This is a genomic window from Acidovorax sp. NO-1 (assembly GCF_000238595.1).
GTDB lineage: Bacteria > Pseudomonadota > Gammaproteobacteria > Burkholderiales > Burkholderiaceae_C > Acidovorax.
Map to the genome: position 1 here is coordinate 48,384 of NZ_AGTS01000147.1, position 20,545 is coordinate 68,928.

A 20,545-nucleotide genomic window follows, 5' to 3' on the forward strand; every position below is an offset into this window, starting at 1 on the left:
ACGACGCCAGTGTGGTGTTGCACGCTAACTGGCACATGAAAACCGATGGATTTTTGGTCAGGGCAAGGCGCAAACCACAGCGATACCCGGAGGTATCGCGAGGATTTGCAACGCAGCCCTGGTAGAAAAGACACGGTTTGCAGTGCCAGATAGCGTGCAACACCACACTAGAGCCCTGTTTCACAAGTCCCGCCACCAAGAACCATGGCCATCGCCCAGTACATCAAGGAAATCGGACGCGGCGCGCGCGGCGCCAAGCCGCTGTCGCGCGAGCAGGCTGCCGACCTGTTCGGCCAGGTGCTGGACGGTGCCGTGACCGACCTGGAGATCGGCGCCTTCTGCTTGGCCATGCGCATCAAGGGCGAAACGTCCGAAGAGATGTGCGGCTTTCTAGATGCCACCCACCAGCGCCTGGCGCTGCTGCCCGTCACCGACCGCCCGCTCATCGTGCTGCCCAGCTACAACGGCGCCCGCAAGCTGCCGGTGCTGACGCCACTGCTGGCGCTGCTGCTGGCGCGCGAAGGGCTGCCCGTGCTGCTGCACGGCATGCGCACCGAGGCGCGGCGGGTTTTGGCATCGGATGTGCTTGATGCGCTAGAAGTACCTGCCCTGATAGCTCCTGAAAAGATAGCAAACGGCACGGTGCGCCATATCCATACCCAGCACCTGCACGCGGGGCTGGCGCGCCTGCTGGCCGTGCGCGAGGTGGTGGGTCTGCGCAACCCGGGGCACAGCGTGGTCAAGCTGATGAGCCCTTGCGCGGGGCCGTCGGTGGTGGTCACCGCATACACCCACCCCGAATATTTCGAGATGCTGCAGAGCACCTTTCGCACGCTGGGCATGAACGCCTTGCTTTCGCGCGGGCTGGAGGGCGAAGTCGCGACCGACCCACGCCGCACGCCGCGCTACGACGGCTTTGTGCGCGGCGAACACACGGTGCTGGAGGCACAGCAACCGGGCACGGCCAGCGAGGTGCCCGGCCTGCCTGCCGAGATCGACGTGGCCACTACGGCCACCTACACACGCCAGGTGCTGGCGGGCAATTTGCCGATTCCACCTGCCATCAAGCGGCAGGTGGAACACATCTTGCACGTTGCTGGTCAAACTGCTTCGGAGACATCCCCATGACCCGCCCCACGCCTTCCACCACGCCGCCCACGACCCCACCGCACCTGGGCACCGGCGGCCGTTGCACGCTGGTGGGCGCAGGCCCGGGTGACCCGGAGCTGCTCACCCTCAAGGCGCTCAAGGCCATCCAGGCGGCCACGGTGCTGCTGGTGGATGACCTGGTCAGCGATGCCATCGTGGCCCATGCCTCGCCCACGGCGCGCATCGTCTATGTGGGCAAGCGCGGCGGCTGCAAGAGCACACCCCAGGCCTTCATCGAAAAGCTCATGCTGATGGCCGTGAACGAAGGCGAGAACGTGGTGCGCCTCAAGGGCGGCGACCCGTTCATCTTTGGCCGGGGCGGCGAAGAGGTGGAGCACCTGCGTGCCGCAGGCGTGCAGGTCACCGTCATCAACGGCATCACCGCAGGGCTCGCAGGGCTGACTTCGCTGGGCGCACCGCTCACCCACCGCGAGCACGCGCATGGCGTGGTGTTTGTCACCGGCCACGCCAAGCCCGGCGACGCGGGCACTGACTGGCGCCAGCTGGCCGCCACGGCGCGCGACGCCAAGCTCACGCTGGTCATCTACATGGGCGTGAGTGGCGCCGCCACCATCGAGCAAGAGCTGCTCACGGGCCTGCCCTCCGACACGCCTGTGGCCGTCATCCAGCACGCCAGCCTGCCGCACCAGCGGCATGCCATCACCACCCTGGGTGACCTGCACGGCACCATCACCCGCGAAGGCCTTGCCAGTCCGTCTGTGATCGTGGTGGGCGACGTGGTGCGGGGTGTTGCGGCGGCGGCGCACCCGATGGAGGCACCCCAGCAGGCAGTGCGCAGGGGCTGAGATCGAGAGCGCGGGGTGTTCTTACGGCCCAGGCGTCTCGCGCACCTGCGCAAAACGCTGCGCCAGCTCCTTGCGCAAGGCCTTTCGAAGCAGCGCCGCATCCCAGCGGCGGCGTTCGTCGGGCGTGGCCGGGTGAAGCGGCGGAACCTGCACAGGCTTGCGCGCTTCGTCCACCGCCACCATCGTGAAGAAGCAGCTGTTCACGTGCCGCACCACCTGCGATCGGATGTCTTCGGCCACCACCTTGATGCCCACTTCCATGGACGACGTACCGGTGTAGTTCACGCTGGCCAGGAAGGTCACGAGTTCGCCCACATGGATGGGCTGCAGGAACATCACCTGGTCCACGCTCAGCGTCACCACATAGCACGCGGAGTAGCGGCTTGCGCAGGAATAGGCCACCTGGTCCAGCAGCTTGAGGATGGCGCCGCCATGCACATTGCCTGAAAAGTTGGCCATGTCGGGGGACATCAGCACCGTCATGCTGAGTTGGTGGGCAGGGATGTTCATGCTGCAATTTTAGGGGTCGGCCCGCCGGACGGACGCCACGGGCAGGCCCGCTACACTCCCGCGACCAGGGCCGGTACAAGGTCTTTTTCATAAAAATGCAGCGGTGGAGGCCGCAGGAGAAACCATGCTCGAAATCGACAAGCTCAATGAGTTCACCGAAAGCCATGGCGCGCTGCGGCGCGGGCGAGGCCTGGTGTCTGGGGTGATTGCGCTCACGCTGGCCGTGCTGTGCTTTCTGGGTGTACTGGCATTTCATTTTCCGGAATACCTGACCACGCCGCAGCTGCGCAAGAGCTATGACGTGGCGGTGATCCGCAACATTTTGCTGGTGGCCATGGCCGTAGCCGGAGGCATTTCGCTGGTCAACATCCTGTTCAACCGGTCGCGCTGGCTGGCAAGCTTTGCCTTCGCGATGGTGGTGCTGGCGGCGCTGCTGGGGGGCCACAAGGTGGAGGTGGACCCAAACTTTCCGGATGACACGCTGTACATCGGCCTGGACTGGTTCATCCTGGACCTGCTGGGCAGCTCGCTGATCTTCATCTTCATCGAGAAGCTGTGGGCACTGCGCAAGGACCAGCCCGTGTTCCGCGCCGAGTGGCAGACCGACTTTCACCACTTCATCGTCAACCACATGGTGGTGGGCTTTGTGCTGTTGGCCACCAACCTCATCGTGCACAAGTTCTTTGGCTGGGCCGCCAGCGACGGCATTCGCGGCTGGGTGCAGGGGCTGAACTTCTGGGTGGCGCTGTTCCTCATCGTGCTGGTGGCCGACCTGGTGCAGTACTGGACGCACCGCGCCTACCACGAGGTGCCGCTGCTGTGGCGTTTGCACGCGGTGCACCACAGCGTCAAAAGCATGGACTGGATGGCCGGCTCCCGCCAGCACATCCTGGAACTCATCATCACCCGCACGCTGGTGCTGGCGCCCATCTACGTGCTGGGCTTCAGCAAGGAAGTGATCGACGCGTACATCGTGATCGTGGGCTTTCAGGCCGTGTTCAACCACGCCAACGTGAGCGTGCGACTGGGGCCGCTGCGCTACGTGCTGGTCACGCCCAACTTTCACCACTGGCACCACAGCCAGGACCAGGAAGCGCTGGACAAGAACTACGCCGCGCATTTCGCCTTCCTGGACTACCTGTTTGGCACGGCCGTCCAGAGCACCAAGCTCTGGCCCGAAAAATATGGCGTGCTGGGCGACTACGTGCCCAACGGGTTCATCCGGCAGTTCAAGTTCCCGTTCACGTGGAAGGGGTAGAGAAGGGGTAGGCGTAGGCGTCTGTCTCTAACTTGACGCATCCCCGGTGTTAACCCTCAGGGACGTGGGACGATGCGCTCCTACCATCGCGCCAAGCCGATACCCCCTCCAGGAGCTGACTGATGACGAAACACAATGCCCAACCCAGCGGCTCACACCCCGCACTGACACGCCGCCGAAGCCTGGTGCAGGCGATGGCGGGCCTCGCGGTCTTTGGCGCGCTGCCTGCGGGCGCCCAGACCGCTGTCGGCAAGAACGACATCCTCATCGGCCGCTCCACCGCCTTGTCGGGTGGCATGGCGCCCTTTCTCGCGCCCGTGCACGAAGGTCAGGAGGCCGCCATCGAGGACGCCAACGCCAAAGGGGGCATTGGCGGGCGCAAGATCCGCATCGTGTCGCTGGATGACGGATTCGACCCCCGCCGCACCCTGGAAAACGCCCGGCAACTGAGCGAGAAAGACGGCGTGGTGGCCCTGCTGGGTGTGTCAGGCACCTCGCAGGTCATGGCGTTGCTGCCCTACCTGGTCGAGGCCAAGTTGCCGCTGATCGGCGTGTACACCGGCAGCCCGGCGATACGCGCGCAGCAGCATCCCTATCTGTTCACCACCCGCGCAAGCTATGCGGACGAGCTGGTGAAGATCGTGCGCAACCTGGTGGCAGTCCAGACCTCGCGCATCGCGGTGGTCTATGAGAACAACGATTTCGGCAAGCTGTTGCTGCCGCTGGTGGAGAAAACCATCACGGCCGAAGGCGCGTCGCTGGCTGGCTCCCACGCCCTGGCCCCCACCGGAGAGGACGCCGCCGCAGCCGCCAAAACGCTCGCGGCGCAAAAACCGCAGGCCGTGCTGCTGGTGGCAGCGGGCCCACCGGTGGTTGCCTATGTGAAGGCCAACCGCGCCCACCTTGGTGTCCCGGTGTACACGCTGTCGCTGGGCGCAGGCTCGGCCGTGCTCAAGGCGCTGGGCGAAGAAGCGCGCGGACTGGCCGTGGCGCGCACCGGGCCATCGCCCACCAAGCCCACCATCCAGCTGACCCGCGATTTCCAGGCGTCCATGAAGCGCCATGGCAAACCTGCGGACTACGACCGCTACACCGGCTACATGGACGCACGCGTGCTGATCGAAGGCCTGCGCGCTGCAGGCCCCGGCGTGACACGCGCAAGCCTGGTACAGGCCATGGAAGGCCTGGGCACGCTCGACCTGGGCGGCTACACCTACCAGTTCAGCCCGCAGAACCACCACGGCTCCAACTTTGTGGACATTGCGGTGGTGGGCTCGGGGGGCGTCTACCTGCAATAGGCGCCCACGCCGCGCGGGGCCGTTTACAGAGAGCTCAACTCCTCTTCCAGCGCCTTGAGCTGGTTGCGCAGCTCCTGCGTGCGGGCATCGCACGCGGCCTTGTCCTTGTTGGCATCGGCCGCGCGTTCCTGCGCGAACTGGGATCCGGACGGCAGCGTGCGCCGCAGCGGGCCCGCCTGGGCGACCGCCTCGGCAGGCGGCCCGGTACATTCGCGCTCGCTGCGCTGCACGGCCGCGCGTGCCTGGGGCACGCCCTGGCTCTCCAGATAGTGCTTGCGCTGCCACGATGGGCCAAAGGCGCCCTCCTTCGCGGTGGAAGCGGGGGGCGGCACGGGGGTAGCACCCTGCATGGCAGGGCGCACATCCACTTTCTCGCCCTGGCCCGGGCATGGAGCATCCTGGAACGAGACCTTGCCCTGGGCGTCGGTGCATTTGTGGACGGCCCAGGCCGGGGCCAGGCAGCCCCACAGCACAGCGAAAACGGCACAGCGGATCGGGTTCATGAGCGGGTTTCCTCAGACAGGCGGATGGCGCATGCTACCGCGCCCCACTCCCCTGGGCCAGCAGGCTGCGAACGGATCGGCGCTGTGGCGTATGCGTCCGGCTCCCAGTCAAAACTACACACTTTTCTGGCACCTGGCGCTTATCCATAAAGCGCAAGCAGCTATTATTTTGATAGCAATCTGCCACACACTGCCGGCCCGATGGCAGTCACCCCTTTTCGCCGGGCTCCAGCACGGGCCGGTAGCCCATGTCCCTCACCCCTTGCAGCACCTCGTCAATCTCGGGGGTCGGCTTGTTCAACAGGTGCAACGCTGCCGCACCCAGGCGCAGGCTGGCCTCGATGGTCTCGGGGTAGGCGTGCACGGCACCGGCCTGCAGCAGCCGGCTGCTGCTCTCCAGGTCGCGGGCACGGGCGATGACGGGCACCTGGGGGCAGGCGCGCCGCAGGTAGTCGATGGCCTTCAGGGCCGCTTCCGGACGGTCCACCGTGATCACCAGCAACGCGGCGCGTTCCACATGGATGGCCGCCAGCAGTTCCGGGTCGGAAATGTCGCCATACGCCACCGCATGGCCATCCGCGCGGCCCTGGGCCAGCCGTTTGGGGTCGGTGTCGAGCGCAATGTAGGGCACGCCGCTGGCCTCCAGCAGCACCGCCACCGTGTGCCCCACACGCCCGTAGCCGCCAATGATGACCTGGGGCGTGGCCGAATCGGGCAAGCCTGCCGGGGGTGGCGCGTCGGAGCCCGAATCCGCGGCCAGGCGCGCGGCGATGGCCCCGTTGAACCGGATCAGCAGTGCGCCCAGCACCATGGAAATCAGCACGGAGGTGATGGCAATCTGCCCCAGCTGCTCGTCGAAAACACGCGCATCCAGCGCGATGGCCACCAGCGCCAGGCCGAACTCGCCGCCCACGCTCAGCAGCAGCCCCGTGCGCCACGCCACCTGCGGCTCCACCCCCATGCGGCGCACCGTGGCCGCCACGATCAGGGTTTTGCTGGCCAGCAGCAGCAAGGCCCCCAGCACCGCCCACTGCCAGATCGGCACGATGGCGGCGGGATCAAACCGCATCCCGATGCCGATGAAGAACAGCCCCAACAGCACATCGCGAAACGGGCGCACGCTGGACTCCACCTGGTGGCGGAACTCTGTCTCGCCCAGCATCATTCCCGCCAGGAAAGCGCCAAACGCCAGCGACAGGCCCAGGCTTTGCGTGGTCCAGGCCGCAAACAGCGCCACCAGCAGCACAGCCAGGGTGAAGGCCTCCACCGACCTGCGCTCGGACACCCAATGAAAGAGCGGCCGCAGCAACCACCGCCCGGCAAAGAACACCAGGGCAAACGCCAGCACGGCCTTGGCCAGCGCCCAACCCAGCGTTGCGGCCAGGGCAGCCGCAGCCACCGAGGTGCCCAGCACCGGGATGATGACGAGAAAAGGCACGGCGGTGACATCCTGGAACACCGACATCGCCAGCCCCAGGCGCCCGTGCTGGGTGTTGTCCTCGCCCCGCTCGGCCAGCAGGCTGCCGATGATGGTGGTGGACGACTGGGCAAACACGGCGCCAAACACAAAGGCAGCCGGCGCTGGCAGGCCCGCCAGCCAGCAGATGCCCCCGACCAGCACGGTAGTCAGCACCACCTGCCCCGTTCCCAGGCCCAGCACCTGGTGCCGCAGGATCTGCAACTGGGGCAGCGAGTAATTGAGCCCGATGGTGAAGAGCAGGAACACCACGCCAAACTCGGCAATGGCGTCAAAGGCGGGTACCGACACCGTGGGGCCCAAGGTGTGCGGCCCGAGAATGAAGCCCACCAGCAGGTAGCCCAGGCTGGTGGGAACGTGCAGCCGCTGGAAAACCACCACCACGGCAATGGCAACGCCAAGCAGCAAGAGGATTTGGGTGAGGTTTTCCATGGGTCCGTGGGTCTGTGCGTTGTCGGGTGGGTGTTTGCAGGGCCGCTTGGCGGCGAGCTTTGGGCACGCTCCCGGCCCGGCCGGGGGGCTGATGTGCCCGCTGGGCCGCCGTGCAGGCTGCCAGGTCATTATGGTGTCCGCAACGGCAACGTCCGAACCCCAAGGTCTGCGCCCGTTGCGCACCGCCCTGCCCGGGGCCCGTCACCGGCAAGGCCCGTGAACGCGTCACAATCGGCGCCTTTGCCCTCTCGATGCGCCCTGCCCATGACTCCCCCATTCTTTGACGCCGTTGTCATCGGCGCCGGTGCGGCCGGCCTGTTCTGCGCGGGCCAGGCGGGCCAGCGCGGGCTGAAGGTCCTGCTTATCGACCACGCCGACAAGGTGGCCGAGAAGATCCGCATCTCGGGCGGCGGGCGCTGCAATTTCACCAACCGCGACCTGGACCCGGCCGCGCCACACAAGCACTTTGTGGGGCAGAACCCGCAGTTCTGCCGCTCGGCGCTGTCGCGCTACACGCCCGCCGACTTCATTGCGCTGGTGCAAAAGCACGGCATCCCGTTTCACGAAAAGCACAAGGGCCAGCTCTTTGCCGACCGCTCGGCCGAGGACATCATTGCCATGCTGCTGGCCGAGTGCGCGGCGGGCGGGGTGACGCACTGGCAGCCCTGCGGGGTCAAAAATATAGCCTTTTTGGCCTCTGGCGCTTATCCAGAAAGCGCCAACAGCTATCAAATTGATACTGAGCGCGGCACGGTGCAGGCCCGCTCGGTGGTCATTGCCACGGGTGGGCTGTCCATCCCCAAGATCGGCGCCACCGACTTTGGCTACCGGCTGGCACTACAGTTCAATATCCCGCTGGTCGAGCGGCGCCCGGGCCTGGTGCCGCTGACCTTTGATGGCACGGGTTGGGCGCCGTATGCGCAACTCGCGGGCTTGGCGCTTCCGGTGCAAATCAGCACCGGTGCCAAGAAAGCCCGTATGGCCTTCGACGAAGACCTGCTGTTCACCCACCGCGGCCTGTCGGGCCCGGCCGTTCTGCAGATTTCCAGCTACTGGCAGGAAGGCACGCCGCTGGCCATCAACCTCGCGCCCACGGCAGATCTGCCCGCCGCGCTGGCCCAGGCCAAGGCCCGCTCGCGCAAGCTGATCGCCAATGAGCTGGCCACGCTGGTCCCGAGCCGCCTGGCCGATGCCTGGGCCAGCCGCGAGGCGGATTGGCAGCGCCCCATCAACGAGGCATCGGACAAAGCCCTGGCGCGCTTGGCCGAGCAACTGGCGCGCTGGGAGCTCACACCTACGGGCACCGAGGGCTACAAAAAGGCCGAGGTCACGCTGGGCGGCGTGGACACCAAGGCGCTGTCGCAGCAAACCATGGAGTGCAAGACGCAGCCCGGCCTGTACTTCATTGGCGAGGTGGTGGATGTGACCGGGTGGCTGGGCGGCTACAACTTTCAGTGGGCCTGGGCCAGTGCGCATGCGTGTGCGCAGGCGTTGCAAGTGACGCCCCCCTGAGGCCCTGCAGGCCTTCCCCCCGCCGCTCTCGCAGCGCAAAGCGCCGCGGGCAGGGTGACGACGCCCTCACTGCGGGGCGGCCCTTGCTCGGCGCCCCGCCTGCGCAGCGCGTGTTTCGACCCTAAGCCGCGGCGACCACCCGACCCTGCAGCGCCCCGTGCTGCTCCGCCCACGCCAGCAGCGCCTGCGGCGGCAGCGGGCGGCTGAAGTGGTAGCCCTGCAGCTCCTCACAACCCAGTGCGCTCAGCACCTGTGCCGTGGCCAGGTCCTCCACGCCTTCGGCCACGATCTTGAGGCCCAGGGTGTGGCCGAGCGCAATGATGGCGCGGGTGATGGCCAGGTCCGCCGGGTTGGTCAGCATGTCGTGCACGAAGGATTTGTCCACCTTCAGCCGGTCGATGTCAAAGCGCTTCAGGTAGGCCAGGCTGGAATAACCGGTGCCGAAGTCGTCGATGGACAGCAACACGCCCAGCGCCTTCAGTGCAGCCAGCTGCTGCTCGGCCGCATGGGCGTTGTCCATGAGCTGTGATTCAGTGATCTCCAGCTCCAGCCGGTGCGCGGGCATGCCGGTGCGCGCCAGCAGGGCCGCGATGTCGGGCACCAGTTGCGGATCGGCCAGCTGCGCGGCCGAGAGGTTGACCGAGACGCACACATCGCCCAGCGCGGCTCGGTGGGCAGGCGCTTGCCACTGCACCCACTGCGCGCAGGCCTGTTGCAGCACCCAGTGGCCGATGGCGCGGATCATGCCGGTCTCCTCGGCAATGGGAATGAACTCGCCCGGCGGGATCTGGCCCAGCGCAGGGTTGGTCCACCGCAACAGCGCCTCCACGCCCAGAAGCTGACCGCCGCTCGCGGCCAGGCGGGGCTGGTAGTGCAGGCTGAATTCGTTGCGATCCAGGGCCCTGCGCAGGTGCTGCTCTACCGTTTGCCGGGCCAGCGCACGCTGGTCGGTCTCCGCCGAATAGAAACACGCCATATCGCGCCCCGTGGTCTTGGCCTCGTACATGGCAGCGTCGGCACGGCGCATGAGCTCGTCGATGTCGCTGCCGTCCTCGGGGTAGACGGCGATGCCCACACTGCACGACACGTTCAGCTCGTGCCCTTCCACCGGGTGGCTCTGGCGGATGAGCGAAATCAGGCGCCGCTCCACCAGCTGCTGCACATCCTCGCGCCCGGCGACGTCGCGCATGATGACCACGAACTCGTCCCCGCCCAAGCGGCTCACGGTGTCGCGGCTGCGTACGGCCTGCGTAAGGCGCCCGGCCACCGAGCGCAGCAGCCCATCGCCGATGTGGTGGCCCAGCGTGTCGTTGATGGACTTGAATCGGTCCAGGTCGATGAAGAGCACGGCCACCTTTTCGCCGGTGATGGGCGCCTGCGCCAGTGCGGCCTGCAGGCGCTGGACGCACAGCGACCGGTTGGGCAGCTCGGTGAGCACGTCGTGGTGGGCCAGGAACTGGATGCGCTCCTCGTTGAGCTTGCGGTCGGTGATGTCGATGGAGATGCCGATGTGGTTGGCAACCGGCCCGCCCTTGCTCTCGCGCACGGCCGACACCATGAGCCAAGCCGGATAGGTCTCGCCCGAGCGGCGGCGAAACCGCACCTCTCCCTGCCAGGACTCCTTCTCCTGCATGGTGCGGCTGATCTGCTGCGATAGCGGCTCGCCCCCCGCGTCTTCTAGCAGGAAGCCCAGGTCTTCGCCGATGACCTCGTAAAAGTCGTAGTGCGTGCTGCGGCAGAACGCCTTGTTGACGCTGATGATTTTCTGATCAGCGTTCATGATGATGATGCCCTCGGACGAGGCTTCGAACACCTTGGCCCACAGCTCCAGCCGCTGCTCCATGACTTTGAGCACATTGATGGGCGTAAACGCCGTGAGCACCGCGTCGCGCCCCTGAAACTGCAGCCGCCGCGCCGACAGCACGGCCCACGAAGCTTCCGCACCGCCCTTCCAGCGCACCTCGAACTCATCCACCAGGCCCTGGTCGGCCAGGCGCTGGAAGAAGCGCGCGCGTACGCCGGGCTCCAACCCCGCGGCCCAGGGGTCGGTCTTGCGGCCACCGAGCCAATGGGCTGCAGGCGCGTTGGAATGCAGCACCTCGTGCTCGGGAATCGACGTGACTACCATGGGGATGGGGAAGGCCTCCACCAGCTCGCGCTGCGCCTCGGCCGCCCGGGCGCTGGCGGCCAGCTCCTGCTGCAGCACGCGGTCGCGGTCGAGCTGGGACAGCATCTCGTTGAAGGCGGTGACCAAGCGCCCGATCTCGTCGCGACTCACCCAGCGCGCGCGCAGCGTGTGGTCGCCGCTAGTACGCACCTCGTCGGCCACACGGGCCAGTTGCTGCAGCGGCTTGGCGATCTGACGCGCCACCAGCGTGACGAGGCTCAGGATGCAGCCCAGCAACACCAGCGCCGTGCCCAGGTGCAGCCACATGCGCGCAAACAGGCTGTCCACCCGCTGATCGAGCAGGCGGTCAAGATCCACAATGCCCTCCGTCCACGCATCGCGCAGGGCCCCCAGCACCTGCGACTGCTCTGTGCCCACCTGCACCATCGTCAGCCGCGACTCGCCTGCGGCCATACCTTGCAGCAGGGACTGGAAGCCCTCCAGCGAGATTTTGAGTGCCTCCCGCTGGCTGGCCAGCGCTGCGCGCATTTCGGGCGATCCGGCGATGAACGCCTGGTTGTAGTCGGACTCGATGCCAAGCGCCACGGCATCGAGCCGCCCGACCAGCGTGAGCAGCTCGGACGACCACTGCGCTCCGCGCCCTGCGGGCGCCGCCTCCAGGAACACCACGGTGTCGTGCACCGCCTGCAGCAGCTCGGGAAAACGCAGCACCACCAGCGACATCACGTAGTAGCTGTCAAGGTCGGGGTCCAGAATCAGGTTGGACTGGTTGCCCACGGTAGTCAGCAACTCGCGCCCCTCGCGCAACAGCTGGCTGCGCTGGCGGATGAGCGACGGTGCGGCGGACACGGCCGCCTGCTCGGCCGCGCCGGCGGCCAGCGGCGCGCGGGCCGGCAACTGCACCAGCGCATCGCTGAAGCGCTGGGCCACATCGGCGGTGCGCAGCTGCGCATCGTGCGCCGCGCGCACCGCTGTCAGTCGCTCCAGCACCTGCGCCACATCGGGTGGTTGACGCGCCGCATCCAGAAACTGCCCCAGCAGGCCGTCACGCACCACGGCGGCGTAGGTGGTGCCCACCACCTCCTTGCGCGTGAAATCGATGGCCAGGTATTTCTCGTGGATCAGGATGCTGGAGACGTAGATGACCGCCGTCAGGTCCAGCAGGTAAATAAGCATGAGCTTGCGGCCCACACTGAGCCGGCCCAGCCAACCCGAAACGCGGTGCATGAATGCCATGTTGTTCGCGGAGGAGGCCGCCCGGCAGATGGCCAGGGACTCCACCGATGAAAGAAAGTGTTACAACATGAAGCAACTTCCGCGCCATGGCTGCCTCTTGGCGCTCCCAAGGTTGGCGCCATCTCCGTTTGAACACCGTCTTGCAAACCATGGTTACCGACCGGCAGGATCCCCTTGCGCTGTAAACGTGGATAAAGGCTATAATCTCCGGCTTCGCTGGCAATGCCCCGTCGGCCAAATACTAGTTACAGACGGGGAAACCGCTTCGTACGGACTTGAGGCCCGATCTCCCCAAGCCCCTCTGCAGGCACCATTTGGAAAACATTAGCTAATGACTACGATCCGCGTAAAAGAAAACGAACCCTTTGACGTTGCCCTGCGCCGCTTCAAGCGCACCATTGAAAAGCTCGGCCTGCTGACCGACTTGCGCGCCCGTGAGTTCTACGAAAAGCCCACCGCCGAGCGCAAGCGCAAGAAGGCAGCCGCCGTGAAGCGCCACTACAAGCGCGTTCGCAGCATGCAACTGCCCAAGAAGATGTACTGATCCATCTTCGGCCCCGAGCCTTTTGCTTGGGTCCCAGAACCCGCGCTAGGGACGCCAAGCGCGGGTTTTTGTTTTTTCGGGTCTGCCAAAAGGCTATCTGGCGTCGTTGCAGCGCCTTGCCGTAGCGAAACTACTGTCTGCGGCGCTGCGCCTGGCCAGAGGGGCTTTGTGCAAACCCTCCTTCTCTGCTTGATCAAAAAAAGGAAGCTGCCATGAGCCTCAAGGAAAAAATCACCGAAGACATGAAGACCGCCATGCGCGCCAAGGACAGCGAGCGCCTGGGCACTATCCGCCTGCTGCAGGCCGCGATGAAGCAAAAGGAAGTGGACGAGCGCATCGAACTGGACGACGTGGCCGTCGTGGCCATCGTGGACAAGCTCATCAAGCAGCGCAAGGACTCGATCACGGCATTTGAAGGCGCGGGCCGCCAGGACCTGGCCGACAAGGAAAAGGCCGAGATGGCCGTGCTGCAAGCCTACCTGCCCGAGCGCATGTCTGCCGAAGAAACGCTGGCCGCGGTGAAGGCCATCGTGGCCGAGCTGGGTGCCGCCGGCCCTGGCGACATGGGCAAGGTGATGGGCGTGGTCAAGACCCGCCTGGCAGGCAAAGCCGACATGGGCCAGGTTTCGGCCGCGGTGAAGGCGGCGCTGGCAGGCTGATCCGCCAACGACCAAACTCCTTTAACGCCACCCCGCGGGCCGCACTACGGCCTGCCGTGCGGTTAGTATCATTTTAATAGCTGCTTGCGCTTACCAGATAAGCGCTAGCAGCTATTTTTGCTTCAAACTGCGCCGTTGTCACCGGCACCCTCATTGCCCGCCGCCTGCGCCATCCACCCGGCGCGAAAGTGCTCCTGGAGGAACTCCACGCACACGCGCACCTTGGCCGAGCGCTCCAGCCGCGTGGGGTACACGGCCCACACATTGGCCTCCTGCCGCCACTGCGGCAGCACCTGCACCAGGCGCCCCGCCTGCAGCTGCGCGCCCACATCCCACAGCGAACGCAGTACGATGCCGCGGCCGTCCACCGCCCACTGCACGGCCATCTCGCCGTTGTTGGCCGACAGCGGGCCACGCACCTTCACCGATTCTTCCTGCGCGCCGCTGCGCAGGCGCCACACGCCAAACGGGTGGTCGCGCTCCTTGATCACCAGGCAGTCATGCGCAGCCAGGTCCGCCACCGTGCGCGGAGCGCCCTTGCGCTGCAGGTAGGCGGGAGCTGCACAGAGCACGCGGTGGTTGTCGGCAAGGCGGCGCGCGATGAGGTGTGGCGCAATCTCGTCGCCCACGCGCACATCCAGGTCAAAACCCTCGCCCGCCACGTCCACCAGCCGGTCGAACACCTCCAGCCGCACCTGCAGGCCGGGGTGCTGCTCCACCAGCCGCGATAGCGCAGGCGCCACGATCTGCCGCCCAAAGCCGAAGCTGCTGCTCACGCGCAGCAGCCCGCGCGGTGCGCTGCGGGTGATGGCGACCTCTTGCAGCAGCTGCTCCATATCGTCCAGGATGCGCTGCGCCCAGTGGAAAACGCGCTCACCCTCCTCGGTCACCGCCACCCGGCGGGTGGTACGGTGCAGCAGCTTGACCTGCAGATCCTGCTCGAGCAGGCGGATGCGCTTGCTCACGTAAGCCGGTGAGGTGCCGAGCTCGATGGCGGCGGCGCCAAAGCTGGACTTGCGCACCACCGCAGCGAACACGCGCAAGTCGTCGGCGGCAGGGTTTTTATGCACGATGTGTGAAGGATGAGGCCACGGTTGGCGGATTGTAGTTATCGTTGGCGCTCGGATAATGCGGTGCAACCGCGCCCCGTGCATCGGCGGCGCCCTCCCATTCCTCACCCACCTGCTTCACACCATGAACCTGCCCGCCACCAAAACCTATCGCATTGCCGTCATCGCCGGAGACGGCATTGGCAAGGAAGTGATGCCCGAAGGCCTGCGCGCCACCCAGGCGGCCGCAGAACGGTTCGGGCTGGGGCTGGAGCTGCACACGTTCGAGTGGGCCAGCTGCGACTATTACGCGGCCCACGGCAAGATGATGCCCGACGACTGGAAGGCCCAGCTGGCAGGCATGGACGCCATCTTCTTCGGCGCGGTCGGCTGGCCCGCCACCGTGCCCGACCACATCTCGCTGTGGGGCTCGCTGCTCAAATTCCGCCGCGAGTTCGACCAGTACATCAACCTGCGCCCGGTGCGCCTGTTTGAAGGCGTGCCCTGCCCGCTGGCCGGCCGCAAGCCCGGCGACATCGACTACTACGTCGTGCGCGAGAACACCGAGGGCGAATACACGTCGCTCGGCGGCATCATGTACGAGGGCACCGACCGCGAGATCGTGATCCAGGAATCGGTCTACTCGCGCCACGGCGCCCACCGCCTGCTGAAGTTCGCCTTTGACCTGGCCCAGAGCCGTCCCAAAAAGCACGTCACGCTGGCCACCAAGAGCAACGGTATCGCCATCAGCATGCCCTGGTGGGACCAGCGCGCCGATGATGTTGCCAAGGGCTACCCCGAGGTCACACTCGACAAGCAGCACATCGACATCCTCACCGCCCGCTTTGTGCTGCAACCCGGCCGCTTTGACGTGGTGGCCGCCACCAACCTGTTTGGCGACATCCTCTCTGACCTGGGCCCGGCCACCACCGGCACCATCGGCCTGGCGCCCTCGGCAAACCTGAACCCCGAGCGCAAGTTCCCCAGCCTGTTCGAGCCTGTGCACGGCTCGGCACCGGACATCTATGGCAAGAACATCGCCAACCCGATTGCCATGATCTGGTCGGGCGCGCTGATGCTGGACTTTCTCACCGGGGGCCAGGGCGCGGGCCGGCAGGCACACGACGCCATCGTCACAGCCATCGAAGAGGTGATCAAGAGCGGGCCGCGCACTCCCGACCTGGGCGGCACGGCCAACACCACACAGGTGGGTGAGGCCGTTGCGGGCCTGATAGGGCGGCGGTAATCCCCCCGGGGGCCCGCCCGTAGCCGTCAGGGGAACAGCTTGTTGGCGGTCTCGGCGATCAATTTGCCCTGGAACCGGGCACCGTCCAGATCCAGGGCGCTGGGCTGGCGCTGCCCCTGGCCGCCCGCAATGGTGGTCGCGCCGTAAGGGCTGCCGCCCACCACTTCGTCCAGCGTCATCTGTCCTTGGTAGCTGTACGGCAGGCCGACGATCGTCATGCCGAAATGCAGCAGGTTGGTAATGATGGAGAACAGCGTCACCTCCTGCCCACCGTGCTGCGTGGCCGTGGAGGTGAACGCACCCCCCACCTTGCCATTGAGCGCACCGCGCGCCCACAGCCCGCCCGCTTGGTCCAGAAACGCGGCCATCTGCGAAGGCATGCGGCCAAAACGGGTGGGGGCGCCGACGATGATGGCGTCGTAGCCCTCAAGCTCTGCAACGGTCGCTACGGCAGCTGACTGGTCCAGCTTGAAATGCGCGCCCTTGGCAATGTCTTCGGGCACGGTCTCCGGCACCCGCTTGACGTCGACTGTCGCGCCCGCAGAGCGCGCACCTTCGGCCACGGCCTGGGCCATGGTTTCGATGTGGCCGTACGTGGAATAGTAAAGAACGAGAACTTTGGACATGGTGGCTCCTTGAATCCTTGAGGGGTTGACGCGCCCGCTGGTTGCGCGGCACCCCACGATATTGCGTTTCGTTCATGACAGCAATGGCATGCGCAAGCGCAGCGGCATCAGACGACAGCCGATTGTCACGACCGCGCCAAGCGCCTGGCACCCACCAATAAAAAGCAGACCAAGGCTGCTTTGTTGTTCGGGACCTGGCTGCAGCGTCGCAGCTGTCAGCTGCCCGCCACCTTCATGCGGTTGACGAGAATCGAGCCCACCGTCTTGGCCCCGTAGTTGTAGGCGTCTGCCCCCACGGCCTCGATGCCCTTGAGCATGTCTTTCAGGTTGCCTGCAATGGTGATCTCGTGCACGGGGAAGGCGATCTTGCCGTTCTCCACCCAGAAGCCGCTGGCGCCGCGCGAGTAGTCGCCGGTCACGTAGTTCACGCCCTGACCCATCAGCTCCACCACAAAGAGGCCCGTGCCCAGCTTTTGCAGCATGGCGTCGAGGTTGTCGCCCGCTTGCGTGAGGCGCGAGGTCATCACCAGGTTGTGCGAGCCACCCGCGTTGCCGGTGGTCTTCATGCCCAGCTTGCGGGCCGAGTAGCTTGAGAGAAAGTAGCCTTCCACGCGCCCTCCTTTGACCACCTTGCGCGGCGCCACGCGCACGCCTTCTTCGTCGAACGGCGAGCTGCCTTTGCCGCGCAGGATGAAGGGGTCTTCCAGGATGTCGATGTGTTTGGGGAAGACCATCTTGCCCAGCGAGTCAAGCAGGAAGCTGCTCTTGCGGTACAGCGAGCCACCGCTCACGGCCTGCACAAAGCCGCCCAGCAGGCCGGCGGCCAGGGTCGACTCAAACAGCACCGGGCATTGCGTGGTGGGGATCTTGCGCGAGCCCAGGCGGCTCAGCGCGCGCTGCGCGGCGTAGCGGCCCACGGCCTCGGGAGAGGCGAGCTCGGCCGCATCGCGCATGGAGCTGTACCAGGCGTCGCGCTGCATCTCGGCGTTCTTGCCGGGCAGCGAGGCGATGGGCGCCACCGAGAAGCTGTGGCGCGAACTGGCATAACCGCCGCGAAAGCCGCGCGTGTGGGCGCTGAAGAAATGGCTTTGCTGCGCCGATACGCCTGCGCCTTCGCTGTTGGTGATGCGGCGGTGCGTCTTGAGCGCGGCAGCTTCGCAGGCCCTGGCGATGTCAGCGGCTTCTTCGCTGGTGATGGCCCAAGGGTGGAAGAGCTGCAGGTCGCGGTGCGTGTCGGCCGGGGCGATGTCATCGGCGTCCGGCAGGCCTGCCATGGGGTCTTCGGCCGTAAAGCGCGCGATGTCGTACGCCGCCTGCACGGTCTGCTCGATGGCCTTGTTTGAGAAATCGGAAGTGCTGGCATTGCCACGGCGTTTGCCAAGGTACACCGTCACGCCCAGCGATTTATCGCGGTTGCGCTCCACGTTCTCCAGCTCGCCCTTGCGCACGCTGACCGACAGGCCGCAACCCTCGGACGCCTCGGCGCCTGCGTCGGTGGCGCCGAGCTTTTTGGCATGGGCCAGGGCGCGGTCCACCAGGTCTTCAAAGAACGCGCGGCTGTAGCTGAAGCCGTTGTCAGGGGTGCGGGAGGTGGCAGGCGCGGGCGCAGCGGCAGCCGCGCTTTGGGCGCGCGCGGCGCGGGTGGAGGGTTTTTTCATAGCGGCAGCTATGATACTTGCCGCTGTGGCGCGCTCTGCGCCGCTTCTCTTTTTGCCCCCACCCCATGTCACGCAAACCCAAAAAAGGCTACTTTGTGCGAGGCCAGTTTGTTGCCGAAGGCAGCGAACTGGACATTCAGCTCAAGGCCGAACTCAAAGGCACGCCCGATGCCAGCCGCACCGATCTCAAGCGCGAAAGCGACGAACTGCAGGAGCTGGGCAAAGAGCTTTTGAGCCTGCGCGCCGACCTGTTCGACGCCGTGGGCCTGCCCGACAAACTGGTGGAAGCCCTGGCCGAGGCCAAACGCATCACCAACTTTGAGGGCAAGCGCCGCCAGATGCAGTACGTGGGCAAGATCATGCGCAAGCTCGAACCCGAGCTGGTGTTGGCCGCCCGCCAGGCGCTGGAAGAACAGCACAAGGGCTCGGCCACCGAAAAGATGCAGTTGCACCTGGCCGAACACTGGCGCGACCGCCTGATTGCCGATGACGAGGCCCTGGCCCCGTGGATGGCCGAGCATCCCACCACCGACACCCAGCAGCTGCGCGCCTTGGTCCGTCAGGCCCGCAAGGACGCGCAGCCTGCGGGCAAGGAAGCCAACGTCCAGGTCTCGCAAGGCCTGGCCCCGCGCAAGGGCCGCGCCTACCGCGAACTGTTCCAGCTGGTGCGCGAGCACCTGGGTGGCGCGGGCGCAAACGATGCCAGCGACATTGACGAGGACCACGGCGATGAGTGAGCGTTCCGCCCTGCACGACCCGGTGAAGATCGGCATCGTCTCCATCAGCGACCGCGCCAGCACGGGAGTCTATGAAGACAAGGGCCTGCCTGCGCTGCAGGACTGGCTCTCGCGCGCACTGCACAACCCCATCACCTTCGAATCGCGCCTGATCCCCGACGAGCAGGACGGCATCAGCGCGGCGCTGATCGAACTGGTCAACGCAGGCTGTTGCCTGGTGCTGACCACCGGCGGCACGGGCCCTGCCCTGCGCGACGTGACGCCCGAGGCCACGCTGGCCGTGGCGCACAAGGAGATGCCGGGCTTTGGCGAGCAGATGCGCCAGATCAGTCTGAAGTTTGTACCCACCGCCATCCTGTCGCGCCAGGTGGCCGTGGTGCGCGACCAGAGCCTCATCATCAACCTGCCCGGCCAGCCCAAGGCGATTGCCGAGACGCTGGAAGGCCTGAAAGATGCCGAGGGGAAACCGATCGTGCCGGGCATCTTTGCGGCGGTGCCGTACTGCGTGGACCTGATTGGCGGTCCCTATCTGGAAACGCGCGACGAGGTCTGCAAGGCGTTCCGGCCCAAGAGCGCTGTCCGAGCGCCTAAGCCAACGCTCTAAGCTTTTTCCCAAAGGCTTACAGCCGCCATCACACCCCTGCTTGCAACCGGCAGGGAACACCTGTTTCACGCAGCCTTTCTATCGCCATGCCCATCTACCGTTGCAACCAATGCAGTTTCGTTTCAGAAGACGCCACCACACCGGTTGGGACAAGGGTCGCTTGCGGACGATGCGGTACTCCCAGCATGGTCTATGGCACTGTGTTCTACGTGGAGAAGCTGGTCGAACGGTATTTTTCCGCACTGCGCGAAGTGGCAGCCCTCCAGCAGCCCGACAAGCCAGTAGAAGACGTCCCCAGCCCAAGCACCACGGGACCCGCGTCTGTGCGGGTAGTTCCGTCGGAAACACTTGCCGGCATTGATCCGAACAACACGACCTTGCTGGCTACGGCTGAGCAGCACGCTCCGCTGCAGGCGTGGTTTTCTGCCCGGAAGATTGAAGCCCGCTTCGACTACACACTGGTGGACACCAGCGGGTTTTTCGATGACGCGGCGCGGATGCTGGGAGAGGGGCATGCGCTGTATGCTGAACTGATTGACCGCGTCCGCTTTGCCTACCGCAAGAGCCACGGGTGGATCAACCTTGAGCTGGGGAACCTGCCTCAAAAGGATGCGCAAGCGATCAATACGCTGTGCCGCCAGCTCTACAGCCATACATTCTTCTCGAGGTATCACTACCAGAAACCCGAGAAAATTGTCCGTCTGACCTTGCAGACGGCGCCTGCCGTGCGTCAATTCTTTGAAGGCGGATGGCTGGAATGGTACGCCTTCATCGAGTTGCTTACCCAGTTGCGCGAGCACGGGCGGCCTGCGTCTTGCGCGCGTAGTGTGAAGGTCGTGTTCCCGAACGAAGATCTGCATGAATTGGACGTGATCGCGTTGCCAGAAGGCCAGGCGCCAATCTGCATCGAATGCAAATCCGGAGAGTTCCGTCGCGACATCGACAAATATCTTCGTCTGCGCAAGCGCCTGGGCATCGACCGGAGCCGTTTCATCATCTGCGCCACTGATTTGAACGATGAGCAGGCAGCAGGCCTCACGACCATGTACGAGTTGACCTTTGTGAACCTCGAATCACTCGGCCGACACCTGCAAACGTTGGTGCAAGGCTGAA

18 protein-coding genes are annotated in these 20,545 nt (G+C 65.6%); 11 read left to right on the plus strand and 7 right to left on the minus strand.

The window, feature by feature from the left end; all coding sequences use genetic code 11:
- Positions 1 to 204: 204 nt before the first annotated feature.
- Entirely contained in the window at positions 205 to 1,128 is a 924-nt protein-coding gene (gene ybiB / locus KYG_RS21350; RefSeq protein WP_008907017.1) for a DNA-binding protein YbiB, read from the plus strand.
- Positions 1,125 to 1,955: a uroporphyrinogen-III C-methyltransferase gene (cobA, locus tag KYG_RS21355; protein ID WP_008907018.1), complete on the plus strand. Its 831-nt coding sequence runs from the start codon at positions 1,125 to 1,127 to the stop codon at positions 1,953 to 1,955. Before ybiB ends, cobA begins: the two co-directional genes overlap by 4 nt.
- A gap of 21 nt (positions 1,956 to 1,976) precedes the next feature.
- On the opposite strand, the gene KYG_RS21360 is transcribed toward cobA, so the two are convergent.
- Positions 1,977 to 2,465, minus strand: a complete 489-nt coding sequence (locus KYG_RS21360; RefSeq protein WP_008907019.1) for an acyl-CoA thioesterase — start codon at positions 2,463 to 2,465, stop codon at positions 1,977 to 1,979.
- A 124-nt stretch (positions 2,466 to 2,589) separates the two neighbouring features.
- Here KYG_RS21360 and KYG_RS21365 point away from each other — a divergent pair, with 124 nt between their 5' ends.
- Positions 2,590 to 3,723, plus strand: coding sequence for a sterol desaturase family protein (locus tag KYG_RS21365; protein ID WP_008907020.1), 1,134 nt, complete (start codon positions 2,590 to 2,592; stop codon positions 3,721 to 3,723).
- Positions 3,724 to 3,845: 122 nt separating this feature from the next.
- Positions 3,846 to 5,021: an ABC transporter substrate-binding protein gene (locus KYG_RS21370; RefSeq protein WP_008907021.1), complete on the plus strand. Its 1,176-nt coding sequence runs from the start codon at positions 3,846 to 3,848 to the stop codon at positions 5,019 to 5,021.
- 23 nt (positions 5,022 to 5,044) lie between these two features.
- Here KYG_RS21370 and KYG_RS21375 read toward each other — a convergent pair whose 3' ends face one another.
- The gene (locus KYG_RS21375; RefSeq protein WP_008907022.1) at positions 5,045 to 5,524 is read right to left on the minus strand and encodes a DUF4124 domain-containing protein; all 480 of its coding nucleotides are present in this window, start codon (positions 5,522 to 5,524) and stop codon (positions 5,045 to 5,047) included.
- 208 nt (positions 5,525 to 5,732) lie between these two features.
- Complete coding sequence (locus KYG_RS21380) at positions 5,733 to 7,433, minus strand: cation:proton antiporter (RefSeq protein ID WP_008907023.1); 1,701 nt, start codon at positions 7,431 to 7,433, stop codon at positions 5,733 to 5,735.
- 264 nt (positions 7,434 to 7,697) lie between these two features.
- Between KYG_RS21380 and KYG_RS21385 the strand changes: the two genes are divergently transcribed.
- Positions 7,698 to 8,945, plus strand: coding sequence for an NAD(P)/FAD-dependent oxidoreductase (locus tag KYG_RS21385; protein WP_008907024.1), 1,248 nt, complete (start codon positions 7,698 to 7,700; stop codon positions 8,943 to 8,945).
- 121 nt (positions 8,946 to 9,066) lie between these two features.
- Here KYG_RS21385 and KYG_RS21390 read toward each other — a convergent pair whose 3' ends face one another.
- Positions 9,067 to 12,309: an EAL domain-containing protein gene (locus tag KYG_RS21390; RefSeq protein ID WP_008907025.1), complete on the minus strand. Its 3,243-nt coding sequence runs from the start codon at positions 12,307 to 12,309 to the stop codon at positions 9,067 to 9,069.
- Between the two features lie 331 nt (positions 12,310 to 12,640).
- On the opposite strand from KYG_RS21390, the gene rpsU reads away from it, so the two are divergent.
- Both rpsU and KYG_RS21400 read left to right on the plus strand, forming a co-directional pair.
- Positions 12,641 to 12,853, plus strand: coding sequence for a 30S ribosomal protein S21 (rpsU, locus tag KYG_RS21395; RefSeq protein ID WP_005799779.1), 213 nt, complete (start codon positions 12,641 to 12,643; stop codon positions 12,851 to 12,853).
- A 212-nt stretch (positions 12,854 to 13,065) separates the two neighbouring features.
- Positions 13,066 to 13,512, plus strand: coding sequence for a GatB/YqeY domain-containing protein (locus KYG_RS21400; RefSeq protein ID WP_008907026.1), 447 nt, complete (start codon positions 13,066 to 13,068; stop codon positions 13,510 to 13,512).
- A 122-nt stretch (positions 13,513 to 13,634) separates the two neighbouring features.
- On the opposite strand, the gene KYG_RS21405 is transcribed toward KYG_RS21400, so the two are convergent.
- On the minus strand, positions 13,635 to 14,582 hold the full coding sequence (locus KYG_RS21405) for a LysR substrate-binding domain-containing protein (protein ID WP_192810341.1): 948 nt from the start codon (positions 14,580 to 14,582) through the stop codon (positions 13,635 to 13,637).
- Positions 14,583 to 14,706: 124 nt separating this feature from the next.
- Here KYG_RS21405 and KYG_RS21410 point away from each other — a divergent pair, with 124 nt between their 5' ends.
- Positions 14,707 to 15,807: a tartrate dehydrogenase gene (locus KYG_RS21410; protein WP_008907028.1), complete on the plus strand. Its 1,101-nt coding sequence runs from the start codon at positions 14,707 to 14,709 to the stop codon at positions 15,805 to 15,807.
- A gap of 26 nt (positions 15,808 to 15,833) precedes the next feature.
- On the opposite strand, the gene wrbA is transcribed toward KYG_RS21410, so the two are convergent.
- The gene (gene wrbA / locus KYG_RS21415; RefSeq protein WP_008907029.1) at positions 15,834 to 16,433 is read right to left on the minus strand and encodes an NAD(P)H:quinone oxidoreductase; all 600 of its coding nucleotides are present in this window, start codon (positions 16,431 to 16,433) and stop codon (positions 15,834 to 15,836) included.
- Between the two features lie 215 nt (positions 16,434 to 16,648).
- The gene (gene pmbA, locus KYG_RS21420; protein WP_008907030.1) at positions 16,649 to 18,091 is read right to left on the minus strand and encodes a metalloprotease PmbA; all 1,443 of its coding nucleotides are present in this window, start codon (positions 18,089 to 18,091) and stop codon (positions 16,649 to 16,651) included.
- 65 nt (positions 18,092 to 18,156) lie between these two features.
- On the opposite strand from pmbA, the gene yjgA reads away from it, so the two are divergent.
- The 3 genes from yjgA (at position 18,157) to KYG_RS21435 (ending at position 20,544) form a co-directional block, all read left to right on the plus strand.
- Positions 18,157 to 18,828: a ribosome biogenesis factor YjgA gene (gene yjgA / locus KYG_RS21425; protein ID WP_034695770.1), complete on the plus strand. Its 672-nt coding sequence runs from the start codon at positions 18,157 to 18,159 to the stop codon at positions 18,826 to 18,828.
- Positions 18,821 to 19,432, plus strand: a complete 612-nt coding sequence (mog, locus tag KYG_RS21430; protein ID WP_008907032.1) for a molybdopterin adenylyltransferase — start codon at positions 18,821 to 18,823, stop codon at positions 19,430 to 19,432. The genes yjgA and mog overlap by 8 nt, the downstream gene beginning before the upstream one ends.
- A 185-nt stretch (positions 19,433 to 19,617) precedes the next feature.
- Complete coding sequence (locus tag KYG_RS21435; protein ID WP_008907033.1) at positions 19,618 to 20,544, plus strand: hypothetical protein; 927 nt, start codon at positions 19,618 to 19,620, stop codon at positions 20,542 to 20,544.
- Position 20,545: the final 1 nt, after the last annotated feature.